This window comes from Gracilimonas sediminicola (genome assembly GCF_024320785.1).
GTDB lineage: Bacteria > Bacteroidota > Rhodothermia > Balneolales > Balneolaceae > Gracilimonas > Gracilimonas sediminicola.
On sequence record NZ_JANDBC010000003.1, the window covers coordinates 156,825 to 171,587 of the forward strand.

General features: G+C 43.5%; 14 protein-coding genes. 6 read left to right on the forward strand and 8 right to left on the reverse strand.

Annotated features, from left to right (window positions below; translation table 11 throughout):
* Positions 1 to 29: 29 nt before the first annotated feature.
* Complete coding sequence (locus NM125_RS13655; protein ID WP_255135522.1) at positions 30 to 1,523, forward strand: asparagine--tRNA ligase; 1,494 nt, start codon at positions 30 to 32, stop codon at positions 1,521 to 1,523.
* Here NM125_RS13655 and NM125_RS13660 read toward each other — a convergent pair.
* Entirely contained in the window at positions 1,520 to 2,515 is a 996-nt protein-coding gene (locus tag NM125_RS13660) for a bactofilin family protein (RefSeq protein WP_255135523.1), read from the reverse strand. The two genes, NM125_RS13655 and NM125_RS13660, sit on opposite strands and share 4 nt — an antisense overlap.
* 90 nt (positions 2,516 to 2,605) lie before the next feature.
* A complete protein-coding gene (locus tag NM125_RS13665) occupies positions 2,606 to 3,073 on the reverse strand; it encodes a bactofilin family protein (protein ID WP_255135524.1) in 468 nt (155 codons plus the stop codon).
* A 298-nt stretch (positions 3,074 to 3,371) separates the two neighbouring features.
* On the opposite strand from NM125_RS13665, the gene holA reads away from it, so the two are divergent.
* The 3 genes from holA to NM125_RS13680 are packed head-to-tail and all read left to right on the forward strand — an operon-like array spanning position 3,372 to position 5,384.
* Positions 3,372 to 4,439: a DNA polymerase III subunit delta gene (gene holA, locus NM125_RS13670; protein WP_255135525.1), complete on the forward strand. Its 1,068-nt coding sequence runs from the start codon at positions 3,372 to 3,374 to the stop codon at positions 4,437 to 4,439.
* A gap of 50 nt (positions 4,440 to 4,489) precedes the next feature.
* On the forward strand, positions 4,490 to 5,104 hold the full coding sequence (locus NM125_RS13675; protein ID WP_255135526.1) for a sigma-70 family RNA polymerase sigma factor: 615 nt from the start codon (positions 4,490 to 4,492) through the stop codon (positions 5,102 to 5,104).
* Positions 5,105 to 5,147: 43 nt separating this feature from the next.
* Entirely contained in the window at positions 5,148 to 5,384 is a 237-nt protein-coding gene (locus tag NM125_RS13680; protein WP_255135527.1) for an anti-sigma factor, read from the forward strand.
* Here NM125_RS13680 and NM125_RS13685 read toward each other — a convergent pair whose 3' ends face one another.
* Positions 5,385 to 5,999, reverse strand: coding sequence for a hypothetical protein (locus NM125_RS13685; protein ID WP_255135528.1), 615 nt, complete (start codon positions 5,997 to 5,999; stop codon positions 5,385 to 5,387). It abuts the gene before it with no gap.
* Positions 6,000 to 6,140: 141 nt separating this feature from the next.
* Between NM125_RS13685 and NM125_RS13690 the strand changes: the two genes are divergently transcribed.
* Positions 6,141 to 7,049 carry a cation diffusion facilitator family transporter gene (locus tag NM125_RS13690; protein ID WP_255135529.1) on the forward strand — a complete coding sequence of 303 codons (909 nt, stop codon included), beginning with the start codon at positions 6,141 to 6,143 and terminating at the stop codon, positions 7,047 to 7,049.
* Here the strand turns inward: NM125_RS13690 and NM125_RS13695 are convergent.
* From NM125_RS13695 to NM125_RS13715, 5 genes are read right to left on the reverse strand one after another with little or no spacing between them, the layout of a single operon-like run.
* Positions 7,042 to 7,524: a Pycsar system effector family protein gene (locus tag NM125_RS13695; protein WP_255135530.1), complete on the reverse strand. Its 483-nt coding sequence runs from the start codon at positions 7,522 to 7,524 to the stop codon at positions 7,042 to 7,044. The two genes, NM125_RS13690 and NM125_RS13695, sit on opposite strands and share 8 nt — an antisense overlap.
* Positions 7,525 to 7,540: 16 nt before the next feature.
* Positions 7,541 to 9,523, reverse strand: coding sequence for an alpha-ketoacid dehydrogenase subunit alpha/beta (locus NM125_RS13700; RefSeq protein WP_255135531.1), 1,983 nt, complete (start codon positions 9,521 to 9,523; stop codon positions 7,541 to 7,543).
* Positions 9,524 to 9,547: 24 nt separating this feature from the next.
* Entirely contained in the window at positions 9,548 to 10,522 is a 975-nt protein-coding gene (locus NM125_RS13705; RefSeq protein WP_255135532.1) for a deoxyhypusine synthase family protein, read from the reverse strand.
* Positions 10,519 to 11,379 (reverse strand): agmatinase, encoded by an 861-nt coding sequence (speB, locus tag NM125_RS13710; protein WP_255135533.1) that lies wholly within the window; start codon positions 11,377 to 11,379, stop codon positions 10,519 to 10,521. The genes NM125_RS13705 and speB overlap by 4 nt, the downstream gene beginning before the upstream one ends.
* Positions 11,372 to 12,778: a type III PLP-dependent enzyme domain-containing protein gene (locus NM125_RS13715; RefSeq protein WP_255135534.1), complete on the reverse strand. Its 1,407-nt coding sequence runs from the start codon at positions 12,776 to 12,778 to the stop codon at positions 11,372 to 11,374. The genes speB and NM125_RS13715 overlap by 8 nt, the downstream gene beginning before the upstream one ends.
* A gap of 272 nt (positions 12,779 to 13,050) precedes the next feature.
* On the opposite strand from NM125_RS13715, the gene NM125_RS13720 reads away from it, so the two are divergent.
* A complete protein-coding gene (locus tag NM125_RS13720) occupies positions 13,051 to 14,712 on the forward strand; it encodes a BamA/TamA family outer membrane protein (protein WP_255135535.1) in 1,662 nt (553 codons plus the stop codon).
* Positions 14,713 to 14,763: the final 51 nt, after the last annotated feature.

The following is a 14,763-nucleotide window of genomic DNA, read 5'->3' on the forward strand; positions in this document are numbered from 1 at the left end:
TCTATAATCATTAATTCCTCATTCCAAAAATGACCTACATCAAGAAACTCGCAGATCACGTTGATAAAGAAGTAACCCTGAAAGGGTGGGTATATAATTTCCGAAGCAGCGGAAGTTTAGTCTTTATCGAGATGAGAGACGGAACCGGAATCACACAATGTGTGGTAGCCAAAGATGATGTTTCAGAATATGTATGGGAAGCCGCAACTTCTCTCAAACAAGAAAGCTCGCTGGAAGTGGTTGGAACCGTTAAAGCCGATGAGCGAAGTATTGGCGGCCATGAAATTCATGTATCAAATGTAAAGGTACATCAGGTGGCGGAGAACTATCCCATCACCCCAAAAGAACACGGCGTTGAGTTTCTGATGAATAACCGTCACTTGTGGTTGCGAAGCCAGAAGCAGTGGGCGGCCATGCGTGTTCGGAATGAGATTATTTATGCTATCCATACGTTTTTCCAGGAGCGGGATTTTGTGCAGATGGATTCCCCGATTTTTACCGGCAATGCAGCTGAGGGTAGTACAACCCTTTTTGAAACGGACTATTTTGAAGATAAAGCCTACCTGGCTCAAACGGGTCAGCTTTATGGCGAGGCCATGGCGATGGCACACGGTCTGATTTATACTTTTGGTCCAACCTTTCGCGCAGAGAAGTCCAAAACACGCCGTCATTTAACAGAGTTCTGGATGATTGAGCCGGAAATGGCTTATTACGACCTGGATATGAATATGGATCTGGCCGAGGATATGATCAAAGCCATCGTATCTACCGTGCTGGAGAAGAGAAAGGATGAGCTGGAGATTTTGGAACGGGATACTTCCTCACTCGAAAAAACGGCCACTGAACCTTTCGAGAGAATGACTTATGATGAGGCAGTGAAGATCCTTAAGAGCGACGAAACCGCAGATATGCTGGATGAAATGGCTGAGTCGCGCAGACAGGAACAGGTGGATCTCGAGAAAGAGTGGGAAGAAATTAAAAAAGAACATGGATCAGCTAAAAAGTGGCGAAAAGCCCAGATTGATCAGCGCATAAAAGAAATTTCAGCCCGCATCGATCAGATTGAGGAAGATCTTCGAAACATCCCAGGCTGGAAAGAGTCGGCACGTAATTTTGAGTGGGGGAATGATCTCGGTGGCAGTGATGAAACCGTTTTGATGATGCAATATGATGTACCGCTGATTGTAACACACTGGCCGGCTGAAATCAAAGCCTTCTATATGAAGCGAGACGATACTAATAAACTTGCTCTTGGAATGGATGTATTAGCTCCTGAGGGTTACGGTGAAATCATCGGGGGAAGTCAACGTGAGGACGATCTCGAAGTGATGGAAGAGCGCATCAAAGAAGAAGGGCTGGATAAAGAGGTATTTGAATGGTACCTCGACCTACGCCGCTTTGGCTCCGTTCCGCATTCCGGCTATGGTCTTGGGTTAGAGCGAACCGTAGCGTGGGTGTGTGGCTTATCTCACGTGCGTGAGACGATTCCATTCCCGAGAATGATGGGTCGGTTGACGCCTTAATTTCCTACATAAGAATAAACCCGGGCAGGAGTGCTCACCAATTCTGCATCTTTCTTTAAAGCGGCTTGCAGCTGTTCGGGTACTATTTCTACGGCAATGCTTTGCACGTCGTCTTCTACCTGCTGAACCAGGACGATATCACCCAGGATGACTGCAAACTCATCAAATTGCTTGAAAAACTGAACCAGGTTATCTGCTGCATTCTGCAGTGATGAGTTGGCATCTGTATTTCCTTTGTTGAGTAATGATGTTTCCAGGCTTTCTTTTCCTTCTTTGTACAAATCCCTGATGTCATTTTCCGTGTCAGAGCTTTTTCGTACGTACGTCAGCTTTTGGTAGAAGGAATCCAGAACCGGTTCGTCAAAGATTTCGAGTTCAAATCCAAGTTCCTGCATAAAGTTCTCGCAGGTTGACTTGATTTCATCAGCTTGGTCTTTGTCCGTATCAACAGAAGGAATTCCAATTAATACATTTCCTATAAAACGAGATTGAGGCGCTTTTTTCTCTTCCTGCCCAAAAGGAGAGGTGGGTTCAGGTACTTCTTTAACTTCACCGTTTGTCTCTGAATCCGAGATGGCTTCTTTTGCTTTCTTAACGGCTTTTCTGATTTCAGGACGCTTTGGCTCTTTGGTGAGCTTGGCGTTCATTACATCGACATCCGGCCCAACGCTTACAATCCCGATTACCTCGGCATCCTCGTTTACTGAAATTTTCTTGGAAAATATAAATCCATCAATCACAGCTGTGGAGGTAACCTTAATATGATCTTTAATTCGGAGTTCTCCGGTAAAGCGCCCTTCAAGAATAGCTTCCTGTGCAACCACAGATCCTGTTATTCGCCCGGTATCGGTTAGAATCAGTTTTCTCTTAGCGTTAATATCGCCATCAACAGTTCCGGCAATACGGATATCTGATTCTGTCTGAATGTTAGCTGAAACCCGGGTGCCCTTCGTAATAGTAGTTACCGACTCCGCCTTGTTAAGTTCGTCCACGAAATACCAATTAGTTAACCTTGATCGAATCCTTAAAATATTGAATACAGATCAATTTATTTATATCGAAAGCAAAAAAATAAATCGGGTCTAAGTATCGGTTTCTTCTTTCTTTTTATCGCCAGCTCCTGTCTTTCTAACAATTTGTGATCCGTTAGCTGGGATTGATACATTCGGCCCAACCTGAAAGGAACCTTTTACCTGTGCACCGTTCTCGATAGTCAGCTTTTTGGTAAATATTTTTCCATCAACAATGGCTGACGCTCTCAGCACCAGTGATTCGAAGGCTTTTACATCTCCGGATACGGAACCGGAAATATCGGCATCAGGGGAATGAATACTGCCATTCACTTTGCCGGATTCGGTCAGCATCACTTTCTTTTTGGATTCGATTTTACCATCAACGGTGCCGGCAATACGCACGTCATCCTCACAAAACATATCCGCCGTTATCTCGGTGGACTTAGTAATGTAAGTGATGGAAGGGGCGGAACCACTTTTGGAATTAGAGTTATTGTTCGATGTGTTTTTCACGGGAGTAGATTTTCTCTTAAGCATAGTAACTGTTCCAACTATACACTAAGGTAAATGTTCCCATATATCAATTAAGTTTTTGGTTAAAGCATCAGGCGAACGCTCCAAGATCTGATGGACGCTTGGAGGTTCTTTCTTCAAAAGAAAACACCATTTTGATAGTCATGATTTAGAGTTCAAAACCGAAGAAACAATCAAAAAAAATCCACAGTATCCGTTTTATCCGTGTTCCATTAACTAAAGCCGATATAAGGAATACAGCACAAAAAAAACTCCAAAACAGAATGGAATTTGGTGCACGTTATTTGGAATTTCCACCGCGATGGCACGAAAACCAAACAGTAACCAGATTTATCAGCAGGTAGTCGGAGAAATTAACTCCGGTAACCTCAAACCCATCTACTATCTTTACGGAGAAGAGGATTTTTATCTGGACCAGCTGCTGGAACGGTTCTCGAAAATCATTCCCCCTGAGCAAAAAGATTTTAATTTCGATTTGCTATACGGACAGGAAGTTACGCCGGCACAAGCTCTTTCCATTGCCCGAAGCTTCCCTATGATGGCCGAACGAAGAGTTCTCATTATCCGCAACTTCCTGCAATTAAGTAAGGGCGGGAGTGAAGACGGCTCACCGGCGGGGCACATAAATGATTTTATCTCTTATATAGAACAACCCAATCCCTCCACAATCCTGGTTTGTTTTGATACAAAAAAACCGGCAGGCAATACCAACATCGGTAAAGCCCTGAAAAAAGATAAGAAGGTTGGGTTCCATGAATTTGAACGCATGGCCGATTACCTGATCCCGGATTGGGTGATTGATTGGGTTCGTAGCCATCACTCCAAAGAAATTGAGCCGGCAGCAGCCCAGTTGTTGTCTCAGTTTGTTGGTAATAACCTGCAGTTACTGTCCACAGAAATAGATAAAGTGTGCACTTTTGTGGACACTTCTGATACCGTTTCAGAGGCCGATGTAAAAAAAATAATCGGCTCATATCGCGAATTTACGGCCATAGAGCTCAAAGAGGCCATTGTTAAGCGAAATCTGGAACAGTCGTTTTATATCTCGGAACAGATGTTGCAACACACTAAATCAGACACGGGAGAATTAATTCGTCTCGTGGGGTTCTTTAACAGTGTGTTTGTAAATATCTGGCAGATTTTGAGGCTCTCCGAAAAGGGGTTTGCTAAAAATCAGATCCAGAGCGAGTTAGGCATCGGCAGCAGCTGGTACTTTAACAAACTCTGGGAAGATGCCTCAGCTTTTCGCTACAGCGATATGCCCCGGATATTTGAAGCCTTGCTGGATGCAGATCGCTCCATCAAAGGGTTCAGCACTTTAGACTCCACTTCGATTTTATTCTTCCTGGTCAAGCGAATCATCGGGTAGTATCGATTCGCTCATCATAAGAATCGAAACTAAAATTGTGGAGTTTACTAATGGAAGCGTTTCAAGCGGCATCGGTCAAAAACTATGACGACGAAGATTTAATGGAGTATTTCCAAAACGGAAAAGAACTGGCTTTTAATGAATTGGTGTACCGGTACCAGGATCGTCTTCACAACTTTTTGTATCGCTATACTCATAACCATCAGGACTGTGAAGACCTGGTGCAGGAAACGTTCCTGAGAGTTCACAAGAGCAAGCATTCTTACGAGCGTATTGCCAAATTTTCGACCTGGATGTACACCATTGCGCTGAACCTTGCCAAGAGTTTGTATAAAAAGAAGCAACGAATGTATAAGGTGTCAATTCACAAAGATGAATCTGACCCCGATGATCGAGAGCTTCTCCTGGAGGATGCTACTATCCTTCAGGACGATGCTCTTCATGAGAAATTATGCATGGAGCAACTGGAGAAAGCCCTGATGGAACTACCGGAAGATTTCCGCGAAGTAATCATACTCAGAGACCTTCAGCAACTTTCCTATGAAGAAATCTCTGATATCACGGACATTCCGATGGGAACTGTGAAATCACGAATTAACCGTGGAAGGGCTCAAATCCAGGCTTTAATCAAAGATTATGTGCAGCTGGGAACAAATGCTGCATAATTGAATTAAAGGGGAGTGAAGACTCATTTAGCAAACTCCCCTTATGGATAATTTTTTAGACAAAGAATACCATCCGGTAATAGAAGATTTCATCACCGATTATGTGGACGATGAAATGGGCTCGGTCGAGAGAGCTACTTTTGAAGAAGTGCTGGTTCATGATGATGACCTTCGTGAACTGGCATTTTCTGCGAAAGAAGGAAAAAAACTGCTTTCACAGTTCAGGGAAGTGAAAGCCGGAGAAGATTTCATGGAAAAGCTGATGAAGAAAATCAGTTAATCAAAAGCTCAGTGATACACTTATTCCCGGAGCTTTTTCTTTTGGGAAATAAGTGGGAGCGAAGGTGAAAAAAGGCTTTTCATATTCACTATTGTACTCTCGTACATTCTCTGCTGATTTAAAATAATCGTGTACCCAGCTGTAGAGAATAATTCCTGCTCCGCCGATTACCAGACTTTTCGGGAAAAAACCGATGCTACGGTCTCCATCATCCGAATGAGGGGAAAAGATATATTCAAAAAGTCCTAAATAAGTTCCTACTACCATCAGTCCAAAGCCACCAGAACGGAGGCTTATTCCCTTAACTACAGATTCAAAGTTTTCGGCATATACGTTTCCTGCTGAAGGGCCAAAGACAATTCCTGTTGTAATCATGATAAAGCCGAAATCTGATTTTCTGAAAACAGAACCAATCAAAATGGCTGCCGATGGAACAGCAACGGTTAACATTTTTGCTGTTTTTTCACTCTTAGGCTTAAATGATATTAATTCATCCGGAGGAGGAGGGGGAACTTGATTAACACTGGGTTTTTCATCAACAAGAGGATTGTATTGTGCAGTTGCTAAAACAGGCAGAAGTATTGCAACAAGTAAAGGGATTATAAGTCTCTCCATAACATCACCATGTTGTTTAAATCAATACCAAGATATTAATTCACTGAAAAGAATCCACCCGGTACGGGAAATTATTGGATGGTGAAACTCTGCTTAAAATCACTTTACTTAGAGCCAATCATTAACTAAAAAAAAATTCCCTTGGCCTCAGGTTCAAAAAAAGTTATTTATGCCGCTCTCATCGGTAATGGACTCATTTCAATCACTAAATTTATCGCTGCTGTAATTACCGGCAGTTCGGCCATGATGTCGGAGGGGATCCATTCGGTGGTTGATACCGGAAATCAGGTTCTGCTGCTGATGGGATTGAAGAAAGCCGAAAAGCCGGCCGACGCCGACTTTCCTTTTGGTCATGGTAAGGAAGTCTATTTCTGGAGTTTTGTGGTGGCTATCATGATTTTTGCAGTGGGTTCCGGTATTTCCATTTATGAAGGAATTCACAGCCTGTCCGATCCCCATGAAATTACCAACCCCATGGTGAATTACATTGTGCTGGGGCTGGCCATGATTTTTGAAGCCTTCGCCTGGTATTTTGCCTGGAAAGAGTTCAATAAGACCAAAGGCGACCGAAGTTATTACGAAGCCGTCCGCAAAGAAAAAGACCCAACTACTTTTGTGGTTCTGTTTGAAGATTCCGCCGCTATGCTGGGACTAATGGTGGCTTTCGTTGGGGTATTTCTTTCTCAGGTTACCGGTATACTCATCTTTGATGGAATAGCGTCTATCGTTATTGGAGTGATTTTAGGCGGAACTGCAATCTGGCTGGCCCATGAAACCAAAGGGCTGCTGATTGGTGAGAGTGCCGACCGTGAAATAATAGAAAGCATACAGAAAATGGGGAATGCAATGAACTCCATCCACATGGTGAAAGAAGTGCTTACGTTACACATGGGGCCTCAGTACATTTTGGTAACGATTAACGCTGATTTTGTATCTGAGTTGAATTCGGATCAGGTTGAGTCGGGCACGGCAGAACTATCTACGGAGATTAAGAAAATGTACCCACGTGTGAAGCGGGTTTTTATTGAAGCTGAAGGGGATTCTAAATAAGTACGATAAAGAAAAAGATAATCTGTACACAAAGGGTGTAGAAGGAATAATTGTAGTACCGGTATTTCTTGTTGGCTATAGAAGAAATTTCATAGATCTGATGGAGCAGGTCGCTTTGCAATTCTTCATCCGAAGCTTCCCGAAAATCAGCTGCATAGGCCGCTCGGTTCGGCCTTGAGATAATATCCTGATGATATACAAGCCTTGAGGTATCATTACCGCCATGAGTAGTTTTTCGGGGCTTGATGGTCAGCGAGGCAAAAGCCAAAAAGAGCACAAAGGAACCCATAAACAAAATTTCGGAAATATTGATGGTTTCCAGCGTTTTGGATTCAGTAAGTATAAAAGTAGCCGCCACACTACTTACCAGGAATAAATACCGGATTTTGTTATCCGCTAATTTGATGAGCTCTTGTTGGTGAAGGAAAATATTCCAGCTGTAATTGAGTCGGTCAATGCTCTTTGTATTTTCCATAATGTTGGATCCCTGTTTAGTATTCAATGAGTTTACTAATCAACTTGTCCAGTTTTGAATGGGCCATGTAGCCGCCTTCAAGTCCTTTATCGTGGGGGATGGGCATGTCTAAGGAAGCACAACGCATTACAGGTGCATCCAGCCATTCAAAACATTCCTCAGAAATGATTGCGGAGATTTCGCTCAATGGTCCCAGCGTGAGCGAAGGTTCCTGCAACAGTAAAACTTTTCCTGTTTTCTGAACCGATTCCCGAATAGCCTCTTTATCCAGAGGAAGGAGGGTGCGTAAATCAAGCACTTCCAGTGAAATACCTTTTTTGTTATATGATTCAGCCACAGAAAGTGCCCATTGAACACCCATTCCATAGGTGATGATGGTTGCATCCGAACCCTCATTTCGGACTTTAGCTTTCCCCAGAGGTTCATAGTTAGCGGTATCAGGGATGTGGGCCTTTAAGCTTCGATATAGCTTTTTATGCTCAAAAAACAACACCGGATTAGGATCGTGAAGGGAGCTGTACATCAAATTCATGGCATCTTCCACCGTGCCGGGCACCACAACTTTCAGCCCCGGAATTTGCATAAACCAGCCTTCAACCGATTGAGAATGAAAAGGCCCGGCTCCAACTCCTCCGCCATGCGGCGCACGAATGGTGATATTGAGAGGAGGAGACCAGCGATAATGTGTTTTTGCGATGTTGTTCACAATTTGATTGAATCCACAGGAAATGAAATCGGCAAATTGCATTTCCACCACGGGTTTAAAATCCGCCAGCGCCAATCCCAGGGCAGCGCCTAAAGCACCGGATTCAATAATCGGCGTATTTCTGACTCTCTGATGCCCGAACTGCTCTAAAAAACCTTCCGTAATTTTAAACACGCCACCATACTCGGCAATATCCTGTCCCATGATGACGAACTTACTGTCTTCTTCAAAAGCTTGACGTAATGATGCCTGAATGGCATCCACGAAGCGATGTTCGTAGGTAACTCCATCTTTATGCGGAGGGGTATCATAGGGCTGAGGGGCATACACTCTTCCAAGCTCCCTTTCTTCATCAAATTCAGGATCAGGTGCTGCCAAAGCTTTGTTAAGATCCTCCTTAAAGGACTCGTCAATTTCTTTGGTAACCTTTTCAAGCTCGCCCTGGGTGAACAAGCCTTCGGATTCCATATACAGCTCAAACCGATGAATCGGGTCTTTTTCTGCCCAATTTTCAAATAATACATCCGGTACATAATGCGTCCCTGAAGCTTCTTCATGACCACGCATGCGAAATGTATTAGCTTCAATGAGTACCGGTTCACCCTTTAATGCCAATTCCCTTGCTTTACCAACCGTATTCATGACCTCAAAGATATTGTTGCCATCAATATTGAAACCATGCATGCCATAGCCTTTGGCGCGATCAGATAAATGCTCACAGGCAAATTGTTCGGAAGTTGGAGTGGAAAGTCCGTACCCGTTATTCTCAATAATAAATACCACCGGCAGTTTCCATACGGCAGCTAAGTTCAGGGCTTCATGAAAATCACCTTCACTGGTGGCTCCATCACCACAGAAAGAGAATGCAACGGCATTTTCATCCCGCATTTTCATTGCCAGGGCCAGTCCGTCAGCAACGGGCATCATGGCGGCCAGGTGAGATATCATCCCAATAATTTTGTGCTCGGGAATTCCAAAATGGAAGGAACGATCCCGTCCCTGAGTAAATCCGTCAGCCTTGCCAAATAACTGGCAAAAAAGAGGGTAGAAGGGAACATTTCGAGCCGTAAACACTCCCAGGTTGCGGTGCATGGGAAGGATATAGTCATCAGGCTCTGAGGAGAGTGAAACTCCAACCCCAACTGCTTCCTGGCCTATTCCCGAGAACCATTTACTGATCTTATTCTGCCGGAGCAGCATCAGCATTCGTTCTTCGATGCGCCTGGGCAGCATCAGGTTTTTATAGATGTATAAAGCTGTTTCTGCAGAGATCTTTTTATCAGTAATAGCCACGCAGTAAGATGATTAATTAGCAGGTTACCAACCCAACAGATAAGCAAAAATAAGCGGAGCTACAATAGTAGCATCAGATTCTATTATGAACTTTGGCGTGTCTATTCCAAGTTTGCCCCAGGTTATTTTTTCGTTAGGAACGGCTCCAGAGTATGAACCGTAACTGGTGGTGGAATCACTGATTTGGCAAAAGTAGGACCAAAGCGGTACATCTGATTTCCCTAAATCCTGCTCAATCATAGGTACTACACAAATGGGGAAGTCGCCGGCAATTCCGCCTCCGATTTGGAAAAAACCAACTCCGTTGTCTGAGTTGTTCAGGTACCAATCAGACAAATACATCATGTATTCTATGCCTGACTTAATCGCGATTGGCTTTGTGCGGCCCTCAATACAGTGAGAGGCAAAGAAATTACCGCAGGTGGAATCTTCCCAACCGGGAACAATCACAGGGATATTCTTCTCCGCTGCTGCCATAAGCCACGAATTTTTAGGATCAATCTGGTAGGAATCTTCAAGGTCTCCGCTTAAAAGCAGATCATAAAAATACTCATGGGGAAAGTGTCGGTTTCCTTCTTCGGTTGCCTTTACCCAGCGCTTCACCAAATGATCTTCAATACGGCGCATGGCTTCTTCTTCTGGGATGCAGGTATCGGTGACGCGGTTAAAATGTTGATCGAGGAGGTCTTGCTCATCCTGTGGACTCAAATCCCGGTAATTGGGAATGCGTTTGTAATGATCATGAGCCACCAGATTGAATACATCTTCTTCCAGGTTAGCTCCAGTGCAGGTGATGATATGCACCTTATCCTCCCGAATCATTTCAGCCAGCGAAAGGCCTAATTCTGCAGAACTCATAGCTCCGGCAAGGGTGATCATCATCTTGGAGCCGGACTGTAGCTGATCTTCATAGGCTTTGGCTGCATCAACTACAGAAGCGGCGTTAAAGTGCCGGAAATGATAGGTTAGGAATTCAGAAACAGGTCCTTTGTTACTCATGAGTTGGAAAATTTATAGCTTAGCATTTTATAGTAAAGTTTGGCCGCCAAAAACTGCGGTGCCGTGAGTCCTTCAATAGGGGCAAGTTCCACAATATCGAAGCCCAGTACATTTTTTTGTTGAAATACTTTCTTGAGGTATCGGATTGTCGTGTTCCAGTCCAGCCCGCCAGGCTCTGGAGTTCCGGTTGCCGGCATGATGGAAGGATCAAATACATCCAGGTCTAAGGTGATGTACACTTTATCAGTCATTTTGGTAATAGAATCATCCATCCAGTCGGTCTGACCATACATGTCTTCAGCAAAATAGCATTTATTGCGATCCAGGTATTTAAGTTCTTCCGAATCCATACTTCGGATGCCCACCTGAACCAGGTTTGCATTTTGGGACGCATCATATACTGCACAAGCATGATTATAAGGCGAACCGTGAAATTGAGAACGCAGATCGGTATGTGCATCCAGCTGAAGGATGGTGATATCGGGGTAGGCTTCGTAAAAAGCTTTGATGATCCCGATGCTAACCGAATGTTCTCCCCCGAAGAAGGTGAGAAATTTTTCTTTTGTCAGAAGTTCTTTTGTGCCCTTATAAACGGCTTCAAACATCGCTTCCGGGGAGGATTTCTCCAGTATAGGGTCCAGAATGTGTACGCCTTGTTTATAGACCTCACTATCCGTCTCGATATCATAAATCTCCATGTTTTCAGCAGCATCCAGAAAGGCTTCAAAGCCCTGATCGGCTCCTTTCCCCCAGGTACTGGTTCCATCGTAAGGGATAGACTGTAAAAGTACGTTGGCTCGATCAAAGGCATTATGATCTCCTTCAATTCCAGCAAAAATTGGGTTATTCTTAGTCATTGTATCCCAGAATGTTAAGCATGTTATCTACCGTTTGTTCATCGCGATATACGTAGTCGAATAAATTTCCGTCTTCATCAATATCCACCACAATGTGCTTGGGCGAAGGGATGAGGCAGTGTTTGATGCCGCCATATCCGCTTATGGAATCCTGGTAGGCTCCCGTATGGAAGAACCCAATGTAAAGTGGCTCCGAATCATCATCCGAAAAAGTGGGGAGAAGTACTTGCTGGTTCAGCTCCTCAGAATTGTAGTAATCGGAATGATCGCAGCTGATACCGCCAATGTTTATTCGCTTGTATTGGTTTTCCCATTTATTGAGGGGGAGAAGAATGAATTTCTCGTTGATGGACCAGGCGTCTGGTATGGTATTCATCAGGCTGTTATCAACCAGGTACCAAAGCTCGGCGTCATTTTGTTGTTTTTGTTCCAGCACCTGGAAGATAACCGCACCGCTTTCCCCGACCGTATATTTTCCAAATTCGGTATATATGTCCGGTTCTTCAACGTTTTCATCCTTGCAGGCTTCCTGAATATTCCGCACAATTTCGCCGGTGATGTATTCATAATCAAAATCGAAGCTGAGGCTGTTCTGGATAGGAAATCCACCACCGATATTTAAAGCATTTACCGAGGGAGCAATTTTCTTGATTTTTGTGAACTGGTTCAGTGCCTTCTTGAATTCATTCCAGTAATACATATTATCGCTTACGCCGGAATCCACGAAAAAGTGAACCATAACCAGTTCAACCTGGTCGTTACCAATGATGCGCTCCTTTACAAAGTCAAGAATTTCACGCTTGTTGATACCCAATCTTGAGGTGTAATAAGCAGCTTTAGGGTCTTCCTCAATCGATATCCGCAATCCAATTTTGATGGGATGATCAAGGTTAAGCTCCATCAGCTGATCCAACTCCCGGGCATTATCCAGCACACAAATAGAGTTTTTGAATCCTTCTTTGTTGAGCCGGCCAATTTTCTTGATATAATCGTCCGTTTTATAGCCATTGTGAACAATGGTTTTATCACTTGAGAAAACACCTTTGTTATACAGGTTTTCAATCAAGTCGATATCAAAAGAAGAAGAGGTTTCCAGGGAAACGTTTTCTTTAAGAGCGGTTCTTACAACATGATTGAAGTGACAGCATTTGGTGCAGTAACAAAACTCGTAGCTGCCGGAGTAGTTGTTTTCAGCAATGGCTTTATTGAAATACTCTCTGGACTGCTTAATTTTTTCCCTGATCTTCGGAAGGTAAGCCAGCTTAAAGGGGGTGCCATATTTCTCAATAAGATAGTGAAGATCTACATTGTTAAAATTCAGCGTGCCATCAACCAGGCTAAAGCCATTTTGTGGGAAATGATAGGTCTGGTCAATAAGTTCGTGATAGGTATTTTTCATTAAATAATATGGAATTAAGAACGAAAGAAGTAAATAATTGGGCGACTAATATAAAATATATTTGGCTGTATTTTTTAGAACGAAAATATGTTTTTCTTTTCGACAAAGAAGAAATTACGACCTTTTTCAATTATTACTAAACGAAGAGTTCGTTAAATTTCTATTGATGGAATAGTATTAAATGGGTTTTGTAAATATGACTTTAGGATTCCGTACCCAGATCATCCCCATCGATTCAATGCACAAGTTTTAAAAAGAGTGTAGATTCAGGTATGTCCTTAAAATCAGGTGTTACCTTTTTATTTCTTTTGATCCCGGTTCTGGCGGTTCCACAAAACCGATCTGCGGAATTTCGGGTTTACGAAAACGGTGAAAAGGTTGTTATTCCGGATAGTATGGAGACCGAACTGGCTAACAATTCCTCTCAAATTGAGCAAAAACTTCTTCGATGGTTTGTCTCGGAGGGATTCTTTGATGCGGCTGTGACATCAACTACCGATTCGACTGCACAGGTGACCAAGGGCTGTAAATATCGGCTCGACAAAATGAACGTGCTTTATTCCGGTCAGATTGACTCATCCTCAACCATTGAACCTGATAAGTTTTACACAGATCAGAACTTACGTACAGAAATTGCTGAGCTTATTTATGGGATGGAAGAGGATGGATTTCCTTTTGCTGAAGCCATCATCACGTCCATTATCCCCATAGAAGAAGAGTGTCGGGTTGATGTGGAAATTGAAATCCGAACCGGTGATAAAGTAACCCGGCCGGATATATACTTCTCCGGAGCAAAAACAAACTCACAGGATTACCTGAGAAAGATTTCGAGGTTTAATACAAACAGACAGGTTTCACCTGATTATCTCAGGGTTTTACGCTCGAATTTGAATTCAAGTGGTCTTTTTAATGCTGTTGAACCGGCCCGTATTTATCTTCGTCAGGGAGAGCCGGTTATCGTTTTTAGTGTGGAGGAGCGGTCGCTGAACCAGTTTGATGGTTTACTCGGTTATGTGCCGGATGCTGCCGGAAATGGGCAAATTGCAGGGGATGTGGAGCTGTCGCTATGGAATGTACTTACCCAGGGAAACGGCGTTGATTTTCGTTATCAACGACTACGGCCGGAAACCAGCCAGCTGAATCTGAAAGCTTCCCAGGATTGGATTGGGGAAATTCCGGTGGGCATTTCAGCCGGAATGCAGCTCTACCAGAATGACACCACTTACCAAAGCCGGGATTTTGATCTGGACGGATATTTCCTGGTGGGCTCAGGCGTAAAACTGATAGGAGGAGTGGGTTTCCAAAGTACTACGTCGGGCAGTAATCTTCCGCAGGTTGTGGAGCCGGATGGACAAAAAAGAACCGCCCGATTAGGTTTTGAATTCACCAATGTAGACCGGTTTGATGTACCGACCAAAGGCAGTTCCATTCGACTGATACTTGGTATCGCAAATAAAGATTTAAGCGATGATTCCCTCACGTCATTCACGCAGAATTCTCTTGAATTCACTGCCCGTAACTATATGCCTATCTTTGATAAAAGCGTAATTGCCACTTCTTTACATGGCTTTTTGCTGGAATCTGATAAAGTAACCACCAACGACTTAATCCGGTTTGGAGGAGCTAATTCCTTCCGTGGCTATGCCGAGCAGCAGTTCCGGGCCGGAACCATGCTTTGGGGAGATGTTGAATATAGATTCTTACTCAACCGACAGTCTTATCTGTTCGGTTTCGGAGCGGCGGGAGGTTTTAACCGACCAAGACTACTTACCGAAACCAATAACGACTTCCAAATAACGAAATATCTTTTTTCCACAGGTTTTGGGCTGAGTTACCAAACCCAAATCGGCCGATTGAAATTTACCTACGCTATTTCTCCCGAAGAGTCTATAGGTAACGGAAAGGTGCATTTTGGGATTAGGACGGAGCTTTGATTATGATTCAAAAAGAGAGTATTGATTAGGTTGGGAGCAATTTTGAAATTC